This window comes from Haemophilus parainfluenzae, assembly GCF_003252725.1.
GTDB classification, from domain to species: domain Bacteria; phylum Pseudomonadota; class Gammaproteobacteria; order Enterobacterales; family Pasteurellaceae; genus Haemophilus_D; species Haemophilus_D parainfluenzae_L.
The window spans coordinates 350,135-370,371 of record NZ_QEPO01000002.1; the positions used below are offsets into that span (position 1 = coordinate 350,135).

Sequence of the window (20,237 nt, forward strand, 5' to 3'; positions counted from 1 at the left end):
AATTATAGATTGTGCAAGATTTCTTCAATTTGTTTTAAACCGTTTAAGCGGGTTTCACTTAAGCGAGAAGCAATACCGAGCTCATCAAAAAATTGACGAATATTAAATTGTTGTAATTGGTTGCGGGTTTGGCCATTGATATTTTGCAACAATAACCATAACAAACCATTCATAATGCGTGCTTCGCTGTAAGCTTGAAATTGAAACGTACTGTCATTTTGTTGAATAGTCTTAAACCAAAGTCCTGCTTCGCAGCCTTGAATCGATTGCATTTGAGCCAATTCATCTGGAGAAGGTTGAGGAAGATGTTTACCAGCTTGAATAATGAAACGGTAACGTTCTTCCCAATTTTTTGCCTGTTTAATGTTTTCTAGCATGTTAATAACTCTAAGGATTTATCTAGTGCCGCAAAAAAAGCGTCCACATCTTGTGGGCTGTTATAAGGCGCAAAAGAAAGTCGTAGTGTAGTGCGCTCACCAAGGCGGGCTAAATAAGGTTGTGCACAATGTTCACCAACACGCAACGCAATTTTTTGTTCGCTCAGGAGCGTAGCAAGATCGGATGCCGCAATCCCATCAAAAACAAAACAAACCACTGAACTTGGCTGCGGTGAATTGAATAAACGACAATTCGGATAGTTTTTTAACCGCACTTTACTTTGTTCAGCAAGAGCTACTGCATGCGACTCGGCTGCTTGAAAATCCCATTTTTTGAGCCAATCTAACACCGCACCAAAGCCAATCACGCCCGCAATATTTGGTGTGCCGGCTTCTAATCGATAAGGCAAATCGGCAAAAGTAATGCATTCATGGGATACGCGCTCAATCATTTTTCCACCGTAAAAAAGCGGTTGCAATAGGGAAAGCGAGCTTAATTTTCCGCTTAATACGCCAATGCCGTTTGGTCCATAGATTTTGTGTGCAGAAAAGGCAATAAAATCCGCATCTAATGCCTGTAAATCAATCTGTATATGACTAACAGCCTGAGCGGCATCTACTAAAATGAGCGCATTGCTATGTTGGCGGATTAGTCGAATTAAATGTTGGATATGTTGTTCCGTTCCCGTTACGTTGGAAACAAAATTGAGTGCCACTAATTTGGTTTTCTCATTTAAGGCTTTAATTAAGGCATTTTCATCAATTAGCCAATTATCCAAAATGGGCAGCACTTTAATTTTCGCGCCGCATTTTTTCGCTGTTTCGTGCCAAGTAACAAAATTAGCATGATGGTCCGCTTGGCTAATTAAAATCTCGTCATCTGCATGCAATGAGGGGAGTAAACCGTTAGCAACCAAATTAATGCTATGAGTTGTTCCAGAAGTCCAAATTACCGCTTTTTCATCTTCCGCATTAATTAAGGTTTTAACTAGGTGACGAGCATTTTCATATTGTGCTGTTTGCGCCGCTTCATACTGACTACGATGCACAGAACCTGCCGATTGATAAAAAGTAGTCGTTGCATCAATGAGTGCTTGAGGTTTTAATGCCGTCGCTGCATTATCCAAATAGACCACGGCATTTGGCGATGTAAAATAAGGGAATTCATTTTTAAATGATTGATAATCAAAAGCCATGGTTATCTCCGTGTTTGAGTGTTTTTTTCTGTTTACGCCATTCATAAGGGGCAACAGGGTTGGGATCTCGCCATAAGCCGATTTTTTGTTGTTGGGCAAAATCTTGTGCCTGGAAGTAGATTGGATTTTTAGCATATTGCGGATAAACCCAAGCCATGCCGTTTTTCACCATTTCTAAGTTGATGTTTTGTTCTTGTAGATAAACCGTTGCCAAAATACGTTGGTAGCGATCATAACCGGAAACTGACAACGTCATATTTTGTTTGAAAACAAGCTGTGAAAGATATTGTTTGGCTTTCTTTCCAAATGGTTGGCCTTTTTCTGGAGCATCAATTTCTTGTAATCGCACTTTGAATTGTTTTTTAGTGGGTAAGAGGCAAGTCAGGGTGTCGCCATCACTTACGCCTACTACCCAGCATTCTACTTGGCGTTCTGCTGAGATTGAAAATTGCGTCCAAAGTGCGGTTAAAATTATGGTTAAAAATAAGAAGAATTTTTTAATCATTTGGAATTTCTTTGATCTGCATCGCAAAATTTAGCTAAAATGAATGGGTAATTTTAACAAAAAAGCGTAAAATAAATTTTAATTATTATTAAAAAAATTGATAGAGGAAATATGTTACTCCAAAAAGGCGTTCAACTCGCTCGTTCGCTCATCATTTTATACATTATGTTACTACTCGGCAATTTGATTTCTCACTATATCCCAGTGGGGATCCCAGGCAGCATTTGGGGATTGTTATTACTTTTTTTAGGTTTAACGACTCATATAATTCACTTGGAGTGGATTTATTTCGGTTCGAGCTTACTGATCCGATACATGGCGGTCCTTTTTGTGCCTGTGAGCGTGGGGATTATCAAATATTATGATTTACTCGTGGCCCAGTGGAAAGTTTTACTTATTCCAAATATTCTCAGTACCGTTCTGACACTTTTAGTTATTGCATTTATAGGAAACTATTTATTTTATAAACAATCCTTTACCCATAAGCGTAAAAAAGTATTAGAAAGACGCAATCTTCAAGCTGACTAAGGTTTTATTATGCAGTATGCAATTTATCTTTATACCATTTTAACGATTTTTGGATTTTGGCTCGCATTACAAATCAGTAAACGTTGGAAATCCATGATTTTCAATACGTTCGTGCTCACAGTATCAATTCTTGTGCTGATTTTAGTAGTTGGCGATATTCCTTATGATGATTACATGGCGGGTAATGCGCCGATTAATAATTTATTAGGCGTGAGTATTGTTGCGCTGGCGTTACCGTTGTATGAACAACTTCGTCAAATTGCGAAACAATGGAAAATTATTCTTTCTGTGGTGACATTGGCTTCTCTGTTTTCCATGTTTACCGGTGCCATTTTTGCGATTATTTTAGGAGCGAGTCCTGAAATGGTGGCGACCGTATTGCCAAAATCAATTACCACGCCAATTGCGATGGAAGTGTCTTCTCATTTAGGCGGTATTCCAGCCGTTACAGCCGTAGGCGTGATTGTTGCAGGTTTACAAGGTTCGGTTTTTGGTTATCTCATCTTGAAAAAACTCGGTATCAAACAACAAGAAGCGGTGGGGTTATCTGTTGGTGCAGTTTCTCACGCACTCGGCACAGTAAGCTGTATGGAAGCTGATCCGAAAGCGGGGAGTTATAGTTCGATTTCTTTGGTACTTTGCGGTATTATGAGCTCAATTTTAGCCCCCTTAGTATTCCATATTATTCGTCTATTTTTATGAGAACCCAATTAGCTGATTTTTGGACTGAACGTTTCCTTCCTGATCCGCCTCGAGAAAAAGATCACCGACCACCATTTCGTCGTGATCGCGGGCGGATTTTACATTCCGCCGCTTTTCGTTGTTTACAAGCCAAAACACAGATTCACGCGGTGGGCGAAAATGATTTTTATCGCACGCGCCTAACTCATTCTCTAGAAGTGGCACAAATCGGTAGCAGCCTGGTTTCCCAATTAAAATTTGCGGAAAGTTATGTTGCTATTTCAGACCAGCTTCATATTGAAAAAAGTGAATTGCAGAAACAACTCAAGCCTTTATTACCAACTAATGATTTAATTGAAAGTTTATGCTTTGCGCATGATATTGGTCACCCACCGTTTGGTCATGGTGGGGAAGTAGCACTCAATTATATGATGCGTAATCATGGCGGCTTTGAAGGCAATGCGCAGACATTTCGTATTATTACTAAACTTGAGCCTTATACTGAAACAGCAGGGATGAATTTAACGCGTCGTGCTATTTTAGGTGTGGTGAAATATCCGAATATTTTAGACTTATCTTCCCCGAAATATGCCCAGTTGACGCATACTGAAAACGCTGATCCGCGTTATGTCAAAATTAGCGATTGGAAGCCTGGAAAAGGGTTATTCCGTGATGACGTCACAATGTTTAATTGGCTATTGCAAAACCTTTCTGAAAATGACCGCACTTTGTTTGGTTCATTTCAAAAAGTGCGGTCAAATCCTGCTGAGTTTTTAAAAACACAATTTAAATCATTAGATTGTAGCATTATGGAATTGGCGGATGATATTGCGTATGGGGTACATGATTTAGAAGATGCGATTGTGACCGGTGTAGTAAATCAACATCAGTGGCAAGAAGCATTGGATGAACTTAAAACAATTCCTTCAGATTGGTTGGCAAAAAATATAGAGCAAGTTAGCCAACGATTGTTCTCCAATCATCATTTTGAGCGTAAAAATGCCATTGGTGCATTAGTGAATTTCTTTATCACCCATGTTCGCTGGAAAGTCACCGGCAATTTTGATGAGCCTTTGTTACGTTATAACGCGGAATTACCACAAGATGTTATTGCGGCATTAAATGTATTCAAAAAATTTGTATGGAAGTACGTGATTCGCCATGTTGAAACGCAACGTATTGAATATAAAGGCCAACGTATTCTCACGGAAATGTTCCAGATTTTTGAGTCTGACCCAGAACGTTTATTGCCAACGAATACGGCTAATCGTTGGAGAAATGCACCGGAGCAGGGCAAAAAACGTATTATTTGTGATTATATCGCGGGCATGTCAGATGCCTATGCCTTAAAGGTTTATTATCAGCTCTAAAATGCGGTTATTTTTATTGATATTTTGAATTTATAGGACAATTTTGTGGCATTAATTAGTTTAACTAACGCTTATCTTTCTTTTAGTGATCACCCCTTACTTGATCATGCTGAACTTCATATTGAACCCAATGAGCGCGTGTGTTTGGTAGGGCGTAACGGTGCAGGTAAATCGACTTTATTAAAAATTATTGCACAGCAAGTCACGATGGATGACGGCAAAGTGCAGTATGAAAAAGATTTAGTGGTTTCACGTTTAGAACAAGATCCGCCTCGCCATGCTGAAGGGAATGTATTTGATTATGTGGCGGAAGGGATTGAACATTTAGCAGATTTGTTAAAGGAATATCACCATATTTCGCAAGAGTTGACACAAAATTATAGTGAACAAACTCTTAACCAACTGGCACAAGTGCAAGCAAAATTAGAGCATACCAACGGCTGGCAGTTTGAAAATAAAATCAATGAAGTATTGCAAAAACTCGAGTTAAATCCTGATACTAAATTAGCCGATTTATCGGGTGGTTGGTTGCGTAAAGCCGCTCTTGCTCGTGCGTTGGTCTGTAATCCTGATGTCTTGTTATTAGATGAACCGACCAACCATCTGGACGTAGATGCAATAGAATGGTTAGAAAACTTCTTATTAGAATTCACCGGAAGTATTGTGTTTATTTCTCATGACCGTTCTTTTATCCGCAAAATGGCAACTCGTATTGTGGATTTAGACCGCGGTAAATTAGTGTCTTATCCTGGTGATTATGATTTATACCTCACCACGAAAGAAGAAAACTTACGTGTCGAAGCGTTACAGAACGAGCTTTTTGATAAGCGTTTAGCGCAAGAAGAGGTTTGGATTCGTCAAGGGATTAAAGCTCGCCGTACGCGTAATGAAGGCCGTGTGCGTGCTTTAAAAGCCATGCGTGAAGAACGTCGCCAACGTCGTGAGGTGATGGGGACTGCTAAGTTACAATTAGATAACTCAAGTCGTTCAGGCAAAATCGTGTTTGAAATGGAAAATGTGTCTTATGAGATTGAAGGCAAACAGCTGCTCAAAGATTTCAGCACGACTATTCTACGAGGCGATAAAATGGCATTGGTTGGCCCAAATGGTTGCGGAAAAACCACGTTTATTAAACTTTTATTAGGTGAAATCAAGCCAACCAGCGGTCGCATTCATTGCGGTACAAAATTAGATATTGCTTATTTTGATCAATATCGTGCTGATCTTGATCCAGAAAAAACGGTGATGGATAACGTTGCCGATGGCAAGCAGGATATTGAGGTCAATGGTGTAAAACGTCATGTGTTGGGCTATTTGCAGGATTTCTTATTTCCACCCAAACGAGCGATGACACCTGTAAAAGCGCTTTCAGGTGGTGAACGTAACCGTTTGTTATTGGCTAAATTATTACTGAAACCTAATAATCTATTGATTCTCGATGAACCAACCAATGACTTGGATGTAGAAACCTTAGAATTATTGGAAGAAATCCTCACGGATTATCAAGGCACCTTATTGATTGTCAGCCATGATCGTCAGTTTATTGATAATGTCGCGACTGAGTGTTATTTCTTTGAAGGAGATGGCGTATTGAATAAATACGTAGGCGGTTTCTTTGATGCGAAAGGACAACAAGCTAATTACTTTGCGATGAAAGCAGAGCAAGAGACCCCAAAATCTAAAAAAGATGCACTAAAAGTACAGGAAAGTGCGGTCAAAAATGACGCTGTTTCTCAAAAGCCAAAATCCGTTAAACTTTCTTACAAAGAACAACGTGAGTTAGAACAGCTACCGCAATTGTTGGAACAATTGGAAGAGAAAATCACCGCACTTCAAGCTGAAATTGGTGATCCTCACTTTTTCCAACAAGCCCATGATGTAACAGATGCTAAGCTTAAGGAATTATCAGACACCGAAGCTGAACTTGAAACAGCTTTCCTTCGTTGGGAAGAACTTGAAGAGAAAAAAACTCAAGCTGAAGCAAAATAGAGGATAGATAAAAAAGAAACCGAGCGAAATAGCTCGGTTTTTTTATTAAATATTACTGATAAAAATCACCAAAATAATCACTGGAACCACAAATTTAACATAGTTAAACCAAATTGTGGTGAAGAGCGAATTTGGTGTTGGTGATAATTCTTTTTTTGCATCATCTTTTAATACGAAACCAACGAAAATGGCACAACCAAGTGCGGTTAACATAAAGAGAATATTTCCGCTAACGAAATCGAAGGCATCGAAAATGCTTTTACCGAAAATAGTGAAATCTTTCCAAAGGTTATCACCCAGAATAGATGGCACGTTACCTAATAAGAAAATCCCCATTAAGGTAACAAAAATCGCTTTACCACGGCGCATTCTGAGTTTTTCTTGTAATGCGGTGATGATGACTTCGTAAATCGTGATTGATGTGGTTAATGCCGCAATAAGCAATAAACCGAAGAACACGATAGCAAAGAATTTACCCGCCCATAAATGTGAGAATACAATTGGTAAACTTTGGAAAACCAAGGTTGGCCCGGCGTTAGGTTCAATGCCGAATGTGAATAATGATGGAAAGATCATAAAACCACATAACACAGCGATAATAGTATTGGTGAAACCTGTAATAACGGCTGTGTGAATAAGGTTTTCTTCTTTATTTAAATAGCTTGAGAGAGTAATTAATACACCGAAACCAAGGCTTAATGCGAAGAACACTTGCCCTAATACGAAGATGAATAATTTAGGTGTGATTTTGCTGAAATCAGGTTTTAAGTAGAAAGTCACACCTTCCATTGCGCCAGGTAAGGTGAGGTTACGAATCACCATACCAATTAGGAAGATAAAGAGTAATGGCATTAAGTATTTAACAGAACGTTCAATCCCACCAATGATACCTTTCGCTAAAATAATGTAATTCACCGCCACGAACAGGAAGGTGTAAAGCATGATTTCCCATGGGTTGTTGCTGATGTGTAAATCGTAGAAATCTTTGGCCACTTCTTTTGTAATTGGGGCGCTAATATCAAGGGTGTTATTCATCAGACTAATGATATAAGACATCACCCAACCACCAAGCACCATATAATAGGCCATGATACCAAATGCGCCAAGAAGCCCCATGTAACCGATAATTTTCCAATATTTGGAGATGTTTTTACCTTTATCTTGGATTTTATCGCCAAAGGCATCAATGGAATTCACACGTAAACGGCGACCGATGACGTTTTCTACTAAAATCATTGGGATACCAATCACAATCATTGCAATACAAAAGAGGAGTACGTAGGCACCACCGCCATTTTCACCCACTAAATAAGGAAAGCGCCATGTCGCCCCGAAGCCAACTGTCGCTCCCGCAACGGTGAGCACATAAGTTAGTCGGCTAGACCACGTTTGGCGAGATTGATTGTTTGTTGTCATAATATATTCCGTTTAATTGTATTCGTTTAATAATCTGTTTTTTCTTTGTATTCGCAGAGATCTTCAATTAAGCAAGCTCCGCAACGAGGTTTGCGGGCAATACATGTATAACGCCCGTGCAAAATAAGCCAGTGATGCACATCGACTTTAAATTCTTTAGGCACAACTTTGAGCAGTTTTTCTTCTACTTTTACCACATCTTTACCAGGGGCAAAATTTGTGCGGTTGCATACGCGAAAAATATGGGTATCCACAGCAATAGTCGGGTGACCGAAAGCAGTATTTAATACCACATTCGCTGTTTTTCTGCCAACACCCGCAAGGGCTTCTAAGGCTTCACGGCTTTCAGGTACTTCGCCGTTGTGTTTCTCAACTAAATCACGACAGGTTTTAATAATATTTTCTGCTTTGCTGTTATAAAGCCCGATGGTTTTAATGTATCCTTTTAAACCCTCTAAGCCAAGATCTAAAATGGCTTGTGGTGTATTCGCCACAGGGAATAATTTTGCCGTCGCTTTATTGACACCTTTATCGGTGGCTTGGGCCGATAAGATCACGGCGATGAGTAATTCGAAAGGCGAATTATACTCTAATTCAGTGGTTGGATGCGGGTTTTGCTCCCGAAGTCGAGTGAGGATTTCAATTCGTTTAGCTTGGTTCATTTTTTCATATCAATTCGGTTTTTAATCGCCAGTAGGATGCCTAATCCAATAAATGCACCTGGCGGAAGAATAAAGAGTAAAAAGCTACTATCCGTTTGGTAAATATGTAAAGTGAGGAATTTTGCCCACGGACCAAATAAGTTTTCAATGCCTTCGAAAAGCGTGCCTTGACCTAAGATTTCACGTAACGCACCTAATACGGTGATACTTAATGCCATGCCTAATCCCATTGAAAAACCATCCCAGGCAGCATGTGCTATGCTATTTTTAGAGGCAAAGGCTTCTGCACGACCGATGACGATACAGTTAGTCACGATTAAAGGAATAAAAATTCCAAGTGCTTGATAGAGTGTATAGGTATAAGCATTCATCAATAATTGCACCACGGTTACGGTGGTGGCAATAATCATCACATAAATTGGAATACGGATTTCGTGAGGGATTTGCTTACGAAAGAGCGAAACAACGGTGTTTGTACAGGTTAAAACCAACATAGTCGCCAAACCTAAACCTAATGCATTTGTTGCAGTACTTGAAACAGCCAACAGCGGACAAAGCCCCAATAATTGCACGAGGGTTGAGTTATTTTTCCATACGCCTTGAATAAAGATTTCTTTCCAAACAGAAGGCGTTTGCGTTATTTCTTCTGAATTTTCAATCGCACTTTGCTCATCAAGTGCGGTCGTTTTTTCGGTTAAATCAGTCATAATAAATATCCTATTGTGCGTATTTTTTTGCCATCTCGTTGAGTAATGCTTCATTTTCAAGCATCACGAGAGCAGAGCGTTTTACTTGATTCACAATCGCGCGTGGCGTAATGGTTGCGCCAGAAAATTGGTCGAATTTACCGCCATCTTTTTTGACCGCCCAATCTTTTAGGCTTTCAGGTACGATAACTTGGTTTGTAAAACTTAAAATCCAGTCAGAAATGCGAAGTTCGATTTTATCGCCTAATCCAGGGGTTTCATGATGTTCGATGACACGCACACCTAAAACTTCACCTTTTGGTGTAATCCCCACTAATAAACGAATATTCCCTGAATAACCATCTGGTGCTGTCGTTTCATAAGCATAGGCAGTTGGTACATGATCTTTGATCGCAAAATAGAGTTTTTGAATGCCTTTGAGTTTATCTTGCTCAGGCGTTTCTACGCTTTCAAGCAAGTTATTATTAAAATAATCTTGAGGGATGACTTGGAGTAATAACGCTTTTTGTTGTTCAGCCATGGCTTCATCAATTTTATCTTTTGTCAGCATATAAATGCCTGCAGAAACAGCGGTACATACAAGCGCAATAAAACCTAATAACAAACCAAAACGGGAGGTGACTTTAAAAATACCCATTATTTTCTCCCTTTTGCAAAGTGTCCCGCTACGCGAGGACGGGTGTAGTAGTCGATAAGTGGCACACAAATATTACTTAACAAAATCGCAAATGCTACGCCGTCAGGATAGTTTCCAAAGTAACGAATGAGGTAAACCAATAGTCCAACCAAAGTACCAAATACAAGCTTACCACGAGGTGTGATAGACGCTGTGACAGGGTCTGTCGCAATAAAGAACGCGCCAAACATCATGGCACCGCTAAAGAGCTGGCTAATCATACTTAAATGATGATGACCTGACATCGCAGTGATTGTTGCTAAGGTCACAAAGGTCACGAGCATTGAAACGGGAATTTGCCAGTGAATTTTTTTCTTTAAGATTAATATAATTCCACCAAGCATGAATGCCAGATTTACTTGCCACCAACCTTCAGCAAAGTCAGTCCCGTTTTGTAATAAAATCGGTAATTTTACAAAATCATGGAATACGCTTTCATCGCCTTGATGCAAGTTATAGAAGATTTTTGCGCTGTCTAATGGTGTCGCTTGTGTAATTCCATCAATGGAATGAACAAGTTGACTTAAACTAAATCCATCAGTGGTTAAGCCGGTGAAAACTAAAGAAATGGAGTCTGCAAATGTTGGAGGTTCATTCAATAATGAAATAGGCGGCATCCAACTTGTCATTTGTAGTGGGAAAGAAATCAATAGTACCACATAACCCACCATAGCTGGATTGAAAGGGTTTTGTCCCAAACCGCCATAAACATGTTTACCTAGAATAACAGCGGAAAGCGTACCGATTAAAATCACCCAATAAGGTGCATAAGGCGGAATCGCCATCGCTAAAATTAAGGCAGTAAGCACCACACTAAAATCTGAAATATAGACCAGGTTTGGCTTATTACGCAATTTAGTCACAATAAACTCAAGTAATAATGCGAAAGAAATAGCCAAAGCGGATTGCACCAAAACACCCATTCCAAAATAATAAATCTGCGTGAGTAGGGCAGGCAGCATGGCTGCAATCACCCATAACATAATACGGGCGGTTAATTTGCCTGAATGGGTATGAGGCGAACTCTCCATTTTCTTAAACATAATTTTTTCCTGCGTTATTCTGTTTCTTTGGCCGCTTCAGCAGCCGCTTTTTTTGCTTTAGCTCTTGCTATGGCTGCTGCGATAGCGGCTTTTTTCGGATCAAGTGCGGTTGGATTTTCATCTGTTTTTTCTACCGAACTTTCAGTTTCATTTGTTGTAACTGCTTCACTTTGAGCTGCAGCTTTCTTCGCTTTGGCTCTCGCAATGGCTGCAGCTACCGCGGCTTTTTTCGGGTCAGGTGCGGTTGAATTTTCATCCGTTTTTTTGACCTCGTTTTCAGTTGCATGTGTTGTAACAGTTTCACTATTAGCGGCGGCTTTCTTCGCTTTGGCTCTCGCAATAGCTGCAGCTACTGCGGCTTTTTTCGGATCAAGTGCGGTTGGATTTTCATCTGTTTTTTCGACCGCACTTTCAGTTACATGCGTTGTAACAGTTTCACTATTAGCGGCAGCTTTCTTAGCCTTCGCTCTTGCTAGAGCAGCTGCAACAGCCGCTTTTTTCGCATCTTTTTCGTCAGTTTGTGACGTTGTTGCATCCGTCATAGCGCCAGTATCTGCTTGTGCTTGTTGTTTAGCTAGGCGACGGGCTTTACGCTGCTCCATGAGCTCATGGTTATCCGGTAAGATTTCGCCTTTCTCAGATACGATAGTTTTTGTTTCTTTATTTGCGGCTGAACCCGCTTGTTTTGCTTTCAGTCGTTCTAACGCTGCTTTAACGGGGTCTTCACCTTTTTGTTTTGCAAGTTCTTCACGGCGAGCTTCTGCAGCACGTTGTGAACGAGCTTTACGCTCTTGTTCTTCACGCTCCATACGAGCTTGTTTGGCTTCAAAACGGATTTTGGCTTCTTCAGCTTTTTTCGCTTTTTCTTTAATTTCCCAAATTTTGGCTTTTTCTTGTCGGAAATATTGAATAAGCGGAATATGGCTTGGGCAAACATAAGCACACACGCCACATTCAATACAATCTTTTAAGCAATATTCTTCTGATTTTTGGTGATCCTCACTGCGAGCATACCAATAAAGTTGCTGTGGCATTAAATTGACAGGGCAAGCATCAGAACAAGCAGAACAGCGGATGCAAGATTGCTCCGGTTCAGGTTCACCATATTCAAAATGATCAGGTGCTAATAAACAGTTAATTAATTTAGTGACGGGCGCATTGAGATCTGAAAGTTGCAATCCCATCATCGGTCCACCTGCGAAAACAGGGAAACGTTCGTCATATTGGTAACCAACTTGCGCTAATAAGTGGTCAACTGGTGTACCTAAGCGAACCCAGTAGTTGCCTTTCTCTGAAATTTTATCACCCGTAAGCGTAACGACACGCTCAATTAAAGGCTCATCATTAATGACCGCTCTTTTCACCGCAAAAGCTGTACCGACATTATGCATCAATACGCCAATATCGTAAGAACGTCCGCCACTTGGCACTTCCATGCCGGTAAGCAAATAAATCAGCTGTTTGGCTGCACCGGATGGATATTTAGTCGGAATAACGCGCAATTCAATGTCATTTGCACCATGTAGTGATTGTTGAATAGCTTGAATCGCTTCAGGTTTATTGTCTTCAACTGCAATCACCACTTTTTCAGGGCGTAGGATATAACGTAAGATGCGAATCCCTTCGATCATTTCATCGGTGTAATCACGCATTAAGCGGTCATCACAGGTAATATAGGGTTCACATTCTGCGCCGTTAATAATTAAGAGTTTAACTTTCTTTTCAGCTGATTGGATTTTGGCGGCAGTTGGGAATACCGCACCACCTAAGCCGGCAACGCCAGCTTGATAAATACGATCAATAAGTTGTTCGACAGATAATGTGAAGAATTCTTCAAGTGGAAATTGCTCACGCCATTTATCCAAGCCATCCGCTTGAATATGAATCATGTCCTCGGTTAAACCAGAAGGATGCGGTGCGACGTGTTTTCCGATAAATTTTACCGTACCAGAAGTTGGTGCATGAACAGGCAAGATTCTTAAGCCATTACATTGTGTCAAAGGTTGGCCTTTTAGGACATAATCGCCTTCTTTAACTAATACATTTCCTGCAGTGCCGGCATGTTGTTTAATCGGCACATAAAAATCATGAGCAAGTTCTGATTGCTGAATAGGGGATTGGTTTGATTGAGATTTCATTTCAGGTGGATGAATACCACCTTTAAAATCCCAAATTTTGCCGGAGTTAAATCTTGTTAATACATCAGCCATGTGACTCCGACTCCCCAACCACTAATTTTTTCTCAATTTCTGTGGTATTTACGACTGGAATGACTAATTTAGGATCAAACTTCCAGTCCCAATTATCAATATCTTTTTTCACTTTAATCATGGAAATACAATCTGTTGGACAAGGTGCTACGCAAAGTTCACAGCCAGTACAGAGATCGGGAATAATTGTATGCATGGCTTTGTTTGTACCGATAATGGCATCAACAGGGCAGGCTTGAATACATTTAGTACAGCCGATACACATATTTTCATTAATAAAGGCAACCATTTCTTCTGGTTCAGCGACATCATCCATTGCAGGTACATCAACACCCATGATTTCGGCAATTTTTACTACCGTAGGACGACCGCCAGGCACGCATTTTGTGATAACGTCACCATTGGCAATCGCTTCGGCATAAGGCTTGCAACCAGGATAGCCGCATTGCCCACATTGGCTTTGCGGTAAGATGGCATCAATTTTTTCGACGATAGGATCAGCTTTGACTTTTAATTTAATCGAAGCAACACCTAAAATCGCACCAAAAATTAAAGCGAGAACGGTTACTGAAATTAAGATAAACATTATTTTTTAGTGTTATTCCAAAATAAGCCGAGAAAAATCACTGTTACAGTAATAAACATTAAGAGATAAATCATTTCACTAATCCGGCGAAGCCCATAAAGGCGAGAGACATCAAACCGGCCGTAATTAATGCGATAGACGAGCCACGAAACGTAATAGGGACATCTGCGGCAACAAGGCGTTCACGCAATGCTGCAAATAAAACTAAAACTAGCGCAAAACCTAAAGAGGCGCCAAAACCATAAATGACGGATTCAGTTAAATTGTGTGCCAAATTGACGTTTAATAATGCCACACCGAGTACCGCGCAGTTTGTGGTAATCAGTGGTAAGAAAATCCCTAATAATCGATAAAGTGATGGGCTTGTTTTATTGATTACCATTTCAGTAAATTGAACCACAACGGCAATCACTAAAATAAAAACTAAAGTGCGCAAAAATGTGGCATTTAGCGGCATTAAAATATAATTATCGACTAAATAAGAACACAATGATGCTACGGTTAATACGAATGTCGTCGCAAGCCCCATACCAATTGCCGTTTCAATCTTTTTGGACACGCCCATAAATGGACAAAGTCCTAAGAATTTGACCAAAACAAAGTTATTGATTAATGCGGTGCTGATAATGAGTAGAATGTAATGTGTCATTGCGTCTAAATTTATTTTACATAAGTGGCGTATTATCTCTATTTATCGCCTTGAGAACAATAAAAAATTTGGGTTAGTGCGGTCAGTTTTTCCTTTGTTTTTATTTGATCATTGGTTCTACCTGGCTATGTTGGAAATAGCGATATAGCTGAGGTAGCAATTGAGAAATCAAGTTAAGTTGCTGGTATGGCAACGCAAAGACCGAATTGTTTTTGGCTTGGGTTTCATCCCACTGAATTTTTTTAAGGCTTTGTTCAATACTATTTTGGAGCTTTTCAAAAACTTCAGGACGAAGTTTTTCGATATTTTCCAGTGCATATAAAACCTTTTTCGCAACAGGATAAAAGTCTGACAAAAACTCGGTAGTTTGTTGTAATTGAGCCATTTTATTGCGATATGCCCCTAAAGCAGAAATATAGCTCAATAGGGAATAATTCATTTTTAACAAGTCAAAACCTTCCTGTAAATAGGCCTGATATTTCTTCGGCTCATTATTCATATTGGAAAGCGTTGTGCTTAATGCTGCCGCATATTGATGAGCGTTACGGCGTGCAATACGGTATTTTAAATTATCGCTTTTACCAAATTGTAGTTGGCTAATAATGTGTAAGAAATATTGTGCATCACTTTGAATCGCTTGACGGCTCACTTTATCAAGTTGGAGATATTTCCAGTCCGGCCATAGATAAGAAACCGCAAACCATGCAATGGCTGAACCTAATACGGTATCGATGAGGCGAGGAAAGAGCGCCGCCTGAGTATCAAATCCCATCACATCAAAGCTGATCAACACTTGCAGCGTAATGAAGAACGTGGAGAAACTGTAATTATTACTTCGGAAGAAGAAAAAGAGCGTACTGGTCACCACCATTAAGCCAAGTTTCATCTCTAATGTAGGATTGAGGTAAGGCAATAAGGAGCCAATAATCACCCCTAAAATCGTACCAATAATACGCTGGCGTAACCGCACTTTGGTTGCGGAATAGTTTGGTTGACACACAAAGACCGCGGTAAGCAAAATCCAGTAACCCAAATTAAATTGGAAAAATTCAACAATTGCGCAACACAAAAACACCACGATAGACAAACGTACAGCATGGCGGAAAAGTGGTGATTCAAAAGTGAAATTACTTCCAATAACAGAAAGAATATTTTTTAATCCCGTAATTTGTTCGGTATGGATTTGTGCAGTTTGCTCATTTTCACTAGTTTCTTGCTCAAGTTGACGTAATTGCCAGTTAATGCTTTGCAGGTTATCAATCAGTGTTTGAAGGGCAAGCAAAACATTGTTTTGATTGGTATGTTCTTTGCTATAAAGCTCAAGAGATTGAATTGTGCCCATCAATGCTTTTTCTACACGAATATTATAGTGATAAGGCGTATTCTGACGCAGACAAGCGGTAATATCATGACAAGCTTGTGCTTGTAATTCGAGCAAGCGTTGAATACGGAAAATTAAATCTGTATTTTTGAGTTGTTCCGCAATTTGTCGATAATCAAAATGTGTGGAATTCGCACGCTCATGAATGTCTTGTGCGGCAAAATAATAGCGAATCATACGTTGTGTGCGAGCATGGCGATGTTGTCCACGAATACGATAAAAAAGCGCTGTTCTTGCTTGGTTAAAGGCATCCACCATATTGGTGTTTTTCATTGCAAAATTAAGATGTTTTTTCTCGATTTCATCAATTTCATCAGGATCAAAAAACTCTGATTTGGCATCTAAATAATTACCTAAGGCACAAAACGCTTTTGCCACACTTTCTTGGACAGGACGGTTTGGGAAAAATAGATAGACAATGATGGTCACAATACTGTAGAGCAAAGTGCCTAATAAAATCATTACAGGATTGATAAACCAGCTCGCAGAATTATCCGGTGTATAAGTGAGGGTGGTATAAATGGCTACCACCAGCGTACCAAATGCAATAGTGCGATAACGTTCACCTACAGCGCCAACCATCGTAAATAAAAAGGTGATGATGGTCATCAACAATACATATTGAATCGGTTTACCAATATTGAGTTGAACGATGAAGGTTGAAATAGAAAAGGCAATTAATGTGTAAAAGATATTTTTTAATCGTCCAGTGAGGCGATTATCTAAATCTACTAAACCGCCTGCAATAATCCCTAAAATTAACGGCATGGATTGCGTGGAAATATCAAAAAACCAGACACCGAACGCTGCAATATTCACTGCAATAAAAATAGGTATTGAAGCGATTACTTTTGCATTAAGCCATTGGTTCATATTGATATCCTTGCTTATTGTGTGACTAAAAATTGGATGACAAAAAAGTGAGCGGGAAAGCTCACTTCTTTATCAAAGTGCGGTTAAAAAACGATTATTTTTGTTTTTTCGCCCAGTTTAAGAAACGAGTTTGAGTTTCTTTATCGGCTTGTTGGAACCAGTATTGTAATTGTTGTTCAGCAACATTTTCACCTTGTACAACGACTTTGCCTTTCGCTGCTTTTCCTGACGCTGCAGGCATCATACCTACTGTCGGTGCCGCTAAAGCTGAAACCGCTGCTGGTGCATTAGATGCATTATACTCAGCAAGATCGTTAACAATATTTGCTGATGGGAATAAACCTTCTTGTTTTAAGGTATCCACTTTAGCATCAATCACATTACCTGATTTTGTTTTAACGGTAATTTGTGGTTGTGCATTAAATTTTTCGCCATCTTCTTGAGAACGAATTTTTTCTGCAGATACCACAACATCATCAGCCGTACCTTTGAAGGTTACAATAATAGGATTAGATTCAAAAAGTCCTTGGCTAGAACCAGTACCCACGATCTCACCTAAACGTACCACAACTTGTTGTGTTTGGTCAGCTTCTGCATTGAATGATTTTTTTTCTTTTAGAAGGGATTTACTGGCTTTTTGGCCGTTGATTGCAAGAAACTCAAGGTTTGATGAAGTGGTTACCGTGCCGGCAAAACTGCTCGCACTGACAGCAAGGGCGACAACACCTAATGCAAACTTACATAATTTCATAATTACTCCTTTTATTTTTTGAATGAAATTAGATGGTTGTAATGCTATGCTAAATTTTAAAAAATGGGAATAGGAAAGTGCGGTTAATTTTTAAAAAGTTTTTGTAATAAAGGAGCAAATCATGGCAAAACGATTTGTCGTATATGGTCGAGTTCAAGGGGTAGGATTTCGCTATTTTACTTGGAAAGAAGCGGAGAGAATTGGCATTAAAGGCACCGTCAGAAATTGTGTCGATGGCAGCGTGGAAATTGTTGCCGAAGGTAATGACGAACAACTACAGGATTTTTATAATTGGTTAAAAGTCGGCCCTAGAACTGCAAGTGTTGAACGAGTTTTAGAGGATAATATTGAAAATAAACGCTATCCTGACTTTTCTATTATTCACCGTTAAAACTGACCGCACTTTACAGCGTTAATTGATGTTCGTAGAATACGCCGCTTATTTATAAATAGGAAAAATTATGCGTAATCAAACAAAACTTCATCTTCATCAATTACAACTTGCTATGCAAAAACTTGATTTATGGCAAGCGGTTCCGCCTTCACAAGACGCTTTTTTAAGTGAAGAGCCTTTTGCTATTGATACCATGTCACCAGAAGAATGGTTGCAATGGATTTTCATTCCAAGAATGTTCGCATTACTTGAAAGTGGAGCAGCGTTACCCTCAAAAATTGCGGTATCCCCTTATTTAGAGGAAGCATTTAAAGAAGCAGAAGAAGATTTTTTAGTTGAATTATTAACACCATTACGTGAATTAGAAGCCTTATTACAAAATCAATAAATGTTAGAAATTTTATATCAAGATGAATATCTTGTAGCAGTCAATAAACCAGCAGGCATGTTGGTGCATCGTAGTTGGCTTGATACTCATGAAACGCAATTTGTGATGCAAACCTTGCGCGATCAAATCGGGCAGCATGTTTTTCCTATTCATCGATTAGATCGCCCAACATCAGGTGTATTGCTATTTGCTTTAAATAGTGAAATAGCAAATTTAATGTGTCAGCAATTTGAACAGAAAACGGTGCAAAAATCTTATTTAGCGATTGTGCGAGGTTATTTGCATGGCGAAGGACGGATTGATTATCCCCTTAAAATCCAATTAGATAAGATCGCCGATAAATTTGCGCAAGAAGATAAAGCGCCTCAAGAGGCGGTGACGGATTATGAAGGCTTAAAAATTGTGGAAATGCCTTATGCGGTTGGGCGTTATCAAACCACGAGATATTCATTAGTGAAGCTAGTTCCCCAAACAGGTAGGAAACATCAGTTACGACGTCACATGAAACATATTTTTCATCCTATTTTAGGTGATACACAATATGGTGATTTACATCAAAATCGTGCTTTAACAGAATATTCTGGCTGTCAGCGTTTATTTTTACACGCAGATACACTTATTTTTGAGCATCCTATTCATTTAATCAAAATAGAAATTAAGGCTGGTTTAGATGAACAATGGGAGCACGTGATGGAATTATTTAATTGGTCAATTTAACGAGAAGAAATAATGTTAGATATTAATTTAACCCATGAACAACAACAAAAAGCAGTAGAACAAATTCAGGAATTAATGGCACAAGGAATTAGTAGCGGTGAAGCAATTCAAATTGTGGCAAAAGCATTACGTGAAATTCATCAAAAAGATGAGAAAGAGACTTCTGATAATAAATAAGTAAAAATTTTGTGATCAATGTATCATTTTTAAAGTTTCGTTGTTGCATAAAAAAATAAAATGTTTGAATATATTTCCAATTGAGGTGATAAGGCGTGAGTCTTATTGTTTTTAAGTATTAAGGGCGAAGCCTATAGAGGTCTACTATGGAAATTGGTGTAGTAAAATGGTTTAACAACGCAAAAGGATTTGGGTTTATTTCTGCAGAAGGCGTGGATACAGACATTTTTGCACATTATTCAGCGATTGAAATGGATGGTTACCGTTCATTAAAAGCAGGTCAACGCGTGCAATTTGAAGTGATTCACGGCGACAAAGGATCTCACGCCACAAAAATTATTCCGATTGCGGAATAGGCGAAACGCTAAAAACGTTTCAAAATCTTCTCTATTTAGCATAATCAAAAGCCAAGGTTTCGACCTTGGCTTTTTTTCATCTTATTTATTGAGTAAATTTTTCAAACCGGCTTTCATTGCTGTCATTTGGCTTTCATATAATGCTTTGCTTTCACGTTCATCAATCATATAAGTGATGGTTTCAGAAAGTGTCATTTTCATTTTTCGCGAATATTTAGATAAACGAAGCCAAACACCATATTCTAAATCAATAGATTTTTTCTTCGTTGATTGTTTTTCTGCATTAAAAAAACGTTTACGTCTTGCTCGAATAGCCTGATCAAGCTTAATAGGTAAATCAAGAGAAAGGTGATTTTTAATCCATTCCTCGATTTTTTCAGGATAATTCTGACATTCTATTAATTCTTGAACTTTGCTTTCTTCTAAGCTTTTTTCTTCGTAACGGGTAATTTTTTCCCCTTCGCGATGTTTGCGAATGAGATAAATCCATTTCCAGTTTGCTTCTTGGTTTTCTAATTTCTGATATTTCATCGTTTTATTATACTTTTTAGTGACGTGGTAACCTCATAAATATACGCGCTTTAAACAAAATTTTCCAGTAGATT

The 20,237-nt window shown here is 39.1% G+C and carries 23 protein-coding genes; 9 read left to right on the top strand and 14 right to left on the bottom strand.

The genetic code is table 11. The features are described from left to right. Window positions 1-2: 2 nt before the first annotated feature. Genes DPV85_RS04315 through DPV85_RS04325 form a run of 3 tightly spaced genes read right to left on the bottom strand, consistent with a single transcriptional unit; the run spans window position 3 to window position 2,078 of the window. Window positions 3-377 carry a SufE family protein gene (locus DPV85_RS04315; RefSeq protein ID WP_111327185.1) on the bottom strand — a complete coding sequence of 125 codons (375 nt, stop codon included), beginning with the start codon at window positions 375-377 and terminating at the stop codon, window positions 3-5. Next, window positions 371-1,573, bottom strand: a complete 1,203-nt coding sequence (locus DPV85_RS04320) for a cysteine desulfurase (RefSeq protein WP_111327186.1) — start codon at window positions 1,571-1,573, stop codon at window positions 371-373. The genes DPV85_RS04315 and DPV85_RS04320 overlap by 7 nt, the downstream gene beginning before the upstream one ends. Continuing rightward, a complete protein-coding gene (locus DPV85_RS04325; RefSeq protein WP_111327187.1) occupies window positions 1,563-2,078 on the bottom strand; it encodes a thermonuclease family protein in 516 nt (171 codons plus the stop codon). Before DPV85_RS04325 ends, DPV85_RS04320 begins: the two co-directional genes overlap by 11 nt. A gap of 111 nt (window positions 2,079-2,189) precedes the next feature. Here DPV85_RS04325 and DPV85_RS04330 point away from each other — a divergent pair, with 111 nt between their 5' ends. Genes DPV85_RS04330 through DPV85_RS04345 form a run of 4 tightly spaced genes read left to right on the top strand, consistent with a single transcriptional unit; the run spans window position 2,190 to window position 6,646 of the window. Further along, on the top strand, window positions 2,190-2,606 hold the full coding sequence (locus DPV85_RS04330; protein WP_111327188.1) for a CidA/LrgA family protein: 417 nt from the start codon (window positions 2,190-2,192) through the stop codon (window positions 2,604-2,606). A 6-nt stretch (window positions 2,607-2,612) separates the two neighbouring features. Further along, window positions 2,613-3,308: a CidB/LrgB family autolysis modulator gene (locus DPV85_RS04335; RefSeq protein ID WP_111327189.1), complete on the top strand. Its 696-nt coding sequence runs from the start codon at window positions 2,613-2,615 to the stop codon at window positions 3,306-3,308. Beyond that, entirely contained in the window at window positions 3,305-4,657 is a 1,353-nt protein-coding gene (locus DPV85_RS04340) for an anti-phage deoxyguanosine triphosphatase (RefSeq protein ID WP_111327190.1), read from the top strand. The genes DPV85_RS04335 and DPV85_RS04340 overlap by 4 nt, the downstream gene beginning before the upstream one ends. Before the next feature lie 45 nt (window positions 4,658-4,702). Beyond that, window positions 4,703-6,646, top strand: coding sequence for an ABC transporter ATP-binding protein (locus DPV85_RS04345; protein ID WP_111327191.1), 1,944 nt, complete (start codon window positions 4,703-4,705; stop codon window positions 6,644-6,646). 45 nt (window positions 6,647-6,691) lie between these two features. On the opposite strand, the gene DPV85_RS04350 is transcribed toward DPV85_RS04345, so the two are convergent. The 10 genes from DPV85_RS04350 to DPV85_RS04395 all read right to left on the bottom strand — a co-directional run bounded on the left by DPV85_RS04350 (window position 6,692) and on the right by DPV85_RS04395 (window position 17,600). Continuing rightward, window positions 6,692-8,062 (bottom strand): sodium-dependent transporter, encoded by a 1,371-nt coding sequence (locus DPV85_RS04350; protein WP_111327192.1) that lies wholly within the window; start codon window positions 8,060-8,062, stop codon window positions 6,692-6,694. A gap of 26 nt (window positions 8,063-8,088) precedes the next feature. Beyond that, window positions 8,089-8,724 carry an endonuclease III gene (nth, locus tag DPV85_RS04355; RefSeq protein ID WP_065244745.1) on the bottom strand — a complete coding sequence of 212 codons (636 nt, stop codon included), beginning with the start codon at window positions 8,722-8,724 and terminating at the stop codon, window positions 8,089-8,091. After that, entirely contained in the window at window positions 8,721-9,431 is a 711-nt protein-coding gene (locus DPV85_RS04360) for an electron transport complex subunit E (protein ID WP_111327193.1), read from the bottom strand. The genes nth and DPV85_RS04360 overlap by 4 nt, the downstream gene beginning before the upstream one ends. A gap of 10 nt (window positions 9,432-9,441) precedes the next feature. Further along, complete coding sequence (gene rsxG, locus DPV85_RS04365; RefSeq protein ID WP_049384776.1) at window positions 9,442-10,068, bottom strand: electron transport complex subunit RsxG; 627 nt, start codon at window positions 10,066-10,068, stop codon at window positions 9,442-9,444. Continuing rightward, window positions 10,068-11,150 (bottom strand): electron transport complex subunit RsxD, encoded by a 1,083-nt coding sequence (rsxD, locus tag DPV85_RS04370; protein WP_075916971.1) that lies wholly within the window; start codon window positions 11,148-11,150, stop codon window positions 10,068-10,070. The genes rsxG and rsxD overlap by 1 nt, the downstream gene beginning before the upstream one ends. 14 nt (window positions 11,151-11,164) lie before the next feature. Beyond that, window positions 11,165-13,360, bottom strand: a complete 2,196-nt coding sequence (gene rsxC, locus DPV85_RS04375; RefSeq protein WP_111327194.1) for an electron transport complex subunit RsxC — start codon at window positions 13,358-13,360, stop codon at window positions 11,165-11,167. Beyond that, window positions 13,353-13,946: an electron transport complex subunit RsxB gene (rsxB, locus tag DPV85_RS04380; protein WP_165816475.1), complete on the bottom strand. Its 594-nt coding sequence runs from the start codon at window positions 13,944-13,946 to the stop codon at window positions 13,353-13,355. The genes rsxC and rsxB overlap by 8 nt, the downstream gene beginning before the upstream one ends. A 70-nt stretch (window positions 13,947-14,016) precedes the next feature. After that, window positions 14,017-14,595 (bottom strand): electron transport complex subunit RsxA, encoded by a 579-nt coding sequence (gene rsxA / locus DPV85_RS04385; RefSeq protein ID WP_032804147.1) that lies wholly within the window; start codon window positions 14,593-14,595, stop codon window positions 14,017-14,019. Window positions 14,596-14,695: 100 nt separating this feature from the next. Continuing rightward, a complete protein-coding gene (gene yccS, locus DPV85_RS04390) occupies window positions 14,696-16,849 on the bottom strand; it encodes a YccS family putative transporter (RefSeq protein WP_111327196.1) in 2,154 nt (717 codons plus the stop codon). A gap of 94 nt (window positions 16,850-16,943) precedes the next feature. Further along, window positions 16,944-17,600, bottom strand: coding sequence for a curli polymerization inhibitor CsgI-related protein (locus DPV85_RS04395; protein WP_070582400.1), 657 nt, complete (start codon window positions 17,598-17,600; stop codon window positions 16,944-16,946). 121 nt (window positions 17,601-17,721) lie between these two features. Between DPV85_RS04395 and DPV85_RS04400 the strand changes: the two genes are divergently transcribed. The 5 genes from DPV85_RS04400 (at window position 17,722) to cspD (ending at window position 19,632) form a co-directional block, all read left to right on the top strand. Next, window positions 17,722-17,991, top strand: coding sequence for an acylphosphatase (locus DPV85_RS04400; RefSeq protein ID WP_083180419.1), 270 nt, complete (start codon window positions 17,722-17,724; stop codon window positions 17,989-17,991). Window positions 17,992-18,061: 70 nt separating this feature from the next. Further along, window positions 18,062-18,382 (top strand): YqcC family protein, encoded by a 321-nt coding sequence (locus tag DPV85_RS04405; protein ID WP_111327197.1) that lies wholly within the window; start codon window positions 18,062-18,064, stop codon window positions 18,380-18,382. Beyond that, a complete protein-coding gene (gene truC / locus DPV85_RS04410; RefSeq protein WP_111327198.1) occupies window positions 18,383-19,099 on the top strand; it encodes a tRNA pseudouridine(65) synthase TruC in 717 nt (238 codons plus the stop codon). It abuts the gene before it with no gap. A 12-nt stretch (window positions 19,100-19,111) separates the two neighbouring features. Beyond that, window positions 19,112-19,276: a YoaH family protein gene (locus tag DPV85_RS04415; protein WP_065244735.1), complete on the top strand. Its 165-nt coding sequence runs from the start codon at window positions 19,112-19,114 to the stop codon at window positions 19,274-19,276. Window positions 19,277-19,422: 146 nt separating this feature from the next. Next, the gene (gene cspD, locus DPV85_RS04420) at window positions 19,423-19,632 is read left to right on the top strand and encodes a cold shock domain-containing protein CspD (RefSeq protein WP_005696050.1); all 210 of its coding nucleotides are present in this window, start codon (window positions 19,423-19,425) and stop codon (window positions 19,630-19,632) included. 81 nt (window positions 19,633-19,713) lie between these two features. On the opposite strand, the gene matP is transcribed toward cspD, so the two are convergent. Then, window positions 19,714-20,163 carry a macrodomain Ter protein MatP gene (gene matP, locus DPV85_RS04425; RefSeq protein WP_005696051.1) on the bottom strand — a complete coding sequence of 150 codons (450 nt, stop codon included), beginning with the start codon at window positions 20,161-20,163 and terminating at the stop codon, window positions 19,714-19,716. Between the last annotated feature and the right edge of the window lie 74 nt (window positions 20,164-20,237).

What these genes read in the sequence shown, in the direction of transcription:
- DPV85_RS04315 (WP_111327185.1), bottom strand. Translation starts at nt 377, where the DNA reads ATGCTAGAAAACATTAAACAGGCAAAAAATTGGGAAGAACGTTACCGT.
- DPV85_RS04320 (WP_111327186.1), bottom strand. Translation starts at nt 1,573, where the DNA reads ATGGCTTTTGATTATCAATCATTTAAAAATGAATTCCCTTATTTTACA.
- DPV85_RS04325 (WP_111327187.1), bottom strand. Translation starts at nt 2,078, where the DNA reads ATGATTAAAAAATTCTTCTTATTTTTAACCATAATTTTAACCGCACTT.
- DPV85_RS04330 (WP_111327188.1), top strand. Translation starts at nt 2,190, where the DNA reads ATGTTACTCCAAAAAGGCGTTCAACTCGCTCGTTCGCTCATCATTTTA.
- DPV85_RS04340 (WP_111327190.1), top strand. Translation starts at nt 3,305, where the DNA reads ATGAGAACCCAATTAGCTGATTTTTGGACTGAACGTTTCCTTCCTGAT.
- DPV85_RS04350 (WP_111327192.1), bottom strand. Translation starts at nt 8,062, where the DNA reads ATGACAACAAACAATCAATCTCGCCAAACGTGGTCTAGCCGACTAACT.
- nth (WP_065244745.1), bottom strand. Translation starts at nt 8,724, where the DNA reads ATGAACCAAGCTAAACGAATTGAAATCCTCACTCGACTTCGGGAGCAA.
- DPV85_RS04360 (WP_111327193.1), bottom strand. Translation starts at nt 9,431, where the DNA reads ATGACTGATTTAACCGAAAAAACGACCGCACTTGATGAGCAAAGTGCG.
- rsxG (WP_049384776.1), bottom strand. Translation starts at nt 10,068, where the DNA reads ATGGGTATTTTTAAAGTCACCTCCCGTTTTGGTTTGTTATTAGGTTTT.
- rsxD (WP_075916971.1), bottom strand. Translation starts at nt 11,150, where the DNA reads ATGTTTAAGAAAATGGAGAGTTCGCCTCATACCCATTCAGGCAAATTA.
- rsxC (WP_111327194.1), bottom strand. Translation starts at nt 13,360, where the DNA reads ATGGCTGATGTATTAACAAGATTTAACTCCGGCAAAATTTGGGATTTT.
- rsxB (WP_165816475.1), bottom strand. Translation starts at nt 13,946, where the DNA reads ATGTTTATCTTAATTTCAGTAACCGTTCTCGCTTTAATTTTTGGTGCG.
- rsxA (WP_032804147.1), bottom strand. Translation starts at nt 14,595, where the DNA reads ATGACACATTACATTCTACTCATTATCAGCACCGCATTAATCAATAAC.
- yccS (WP_111327196.1), bottom strand. Translation starts at nt 16,849, where the DNA reads ATGAACCAATGGCTTAATGCAAAAGTAATCGCTTCAATACCTATTTTT.
- DPV85_RS04395 (WP_070582400.1), bottom strand. Translation starts at nt 17,600, where the DNA reads ATGAAATTATGTAAGTTTGCATTAGGTGTTGTCGCCCTTGCTGTCAGT.
- DPV85_RS04400 (WP_083180419.1), top strand. Translation starts at nt 17,722, where the DNA reads ATGGCAAAACGATTTGTCGTATATGGTCGAGTTCAAGGGGTAGGATTT.
- DPV85_RS04405 (WP_111327197.1), top strand. Translation starts at nt 18,062, where the DNA reads ATGCGTAATCAAACAAAACTTCATCTTCATCAATTACAACTTGCTATG.
- truC (WP_111327198.1), top strand. Translation starts at nt 18,383, where the DNA reads ATGTTAGAAATTTTATATCAAGATGAATATCTTGTAGCAGTCAATAAA.
- DPV85_RS04415 (WP_065244735.1), top strand. Translation starts at nt 19,112, where the DNA reads ATGTTAGATATTAATTTAACCCATGAACAACAACAAAAAGCAGTAGAA.
- cspD (WP_005696050.1), top strand. Translation starts at nt 19,423, where the DNA reads ATGGAAATTGGTGTAGTAAAATGGTTTAACAACGCAAAAGGATTTGGG.
- matP (WP_005696051.1), bottom strand. Translation starts at nt 20,163, where the DNA reads ATGAAATATCAGAAATTAGAAAACCAAGAAGCAAACTGGAAATGGATT.